The sequence below is a fragment of the Pseudomonas sp. 18058 genome, assembly GCF_902706155.1.
Lineage (GTDB): Bacteria > Pseudomonadota > Gammaproteobacteria > Pseudomonadales > Pseudomonadaceae > Aquipseudomonas > Aquipseudomonas rustica.
Map to the genome: position 1 here is coordinate 1 of NZ_CACSJY010000118.1, position 1,197 is coordinate 1,197.

A 1,197-nucleotide genomic window follows, 5' to 3' on the forward strand; every position below is an offset into this window, starting at 1 on the left:
GGCGCCACCACTGCGGGCAATGCCCTCGAAAATCTTGGATTTAATGCCGGTACGCTGTATCCCAAATTTGGCGGGGTTGTCCTCCTGGCTGCGGCAGGCGGATACAGCGTTCAAGGCGGCTATTTGGGCTGGAACACCGGCGGGGCGCCTCTGTCCGGCGCCATGAATTTTATCTGTAACCGGGGGCAGGGCGCAGGTGGGTTCACCTGGCAATCGGTCAATTCCGACAACTCGGCGCAAGGGCCGGCGATGAGTTACAGCTACGCTGGCGCGTTGACAGTTCCTACGTCAATCTCAGTGCCGCGTATTGATGGCTGCACGTCCGCGACAACGCCTCTGACAATCGCGCCAACCGCTGCGAACGGAGCGCAATTTGGCTCCTCACTGCTGCTTAAAGGTGCACCGATCTTAAACAGCTGGGCGCGGTTCGATATCCAGAATACTCAAGTAGCGGGCACGCTCATTACGTATTTGGACTCCACCGGCTTGGCGGTTTTACGCAACGACTCTTCGGGCGGAATTGAATTTTGGACAGGCGGGACTCGCCGTTTATTTATTGGCTCGGGTGGCGTGACGCAGCCAGGGCAAGATGCTGCGTATTCGGTCGGTAGTGCCTCTCTACGTTACACGACCGCATTCCTATCTTCTGGCGCTATCAGCACATCCGATGCCCGGGAGAAAACTCCTGTTCGCGGCATGACTGACAATGAGATAGCTGCGGCCAAAGCCATGGCTAAGGAAATCGGGTTTTATCAATTCCTCAGTGCAGTAGAGGAAAAGGGTGAGGCGGCTCGCGAGCACTGCGGTATGACGGTACAGCGCGCCATGGATGTGATGGTGTCCCACGGCCTTGAGCCGATGAGGTACTCGTTCATCTGCCACGACGCATGGGAGCAAGAAACAAAAGAACACCCGGCGGAGTACGAGCAACTGCAGCACACCGACCCCAAGTCGCGCGATATCACATATGAGCAAGGCGAGTTGAAATCCGAAGCCTGGTCTGAAGTGCTCGTCGCGGCCGGCGACCGGTATTCGTTCCGCGCGGATGGTCTTCTCGCATTCATCGCGGCCGGTTTCGAAGCCAGGCTTGCGGCACTAGAAGCTGCCGCTTAATCCAAGACGCCGCCATTGAGCGGTATTTTTTTGTCTGGAGGAAAATATGACCATCACCGAAAAAGACCGTGACGTTCTCGCCCG

Annotated in this window: 1 protein-coding gene; it reads left to right on the forward strand. The window is 57.1% G+C overall.

Features of this window, described 5'->3' with window-relative positions; genetic code table 11:
- Positions 1–1,113 (forward strand): tail fiber domain-containing protein (locus GVL50_RS28415; protein ID WP_159815845.1); only part of this gene is annotated, 1,113 nt, incomplete at its 5' end.
- Positions 1,114–1,197 lie beyond the last annotated feature (84 nt).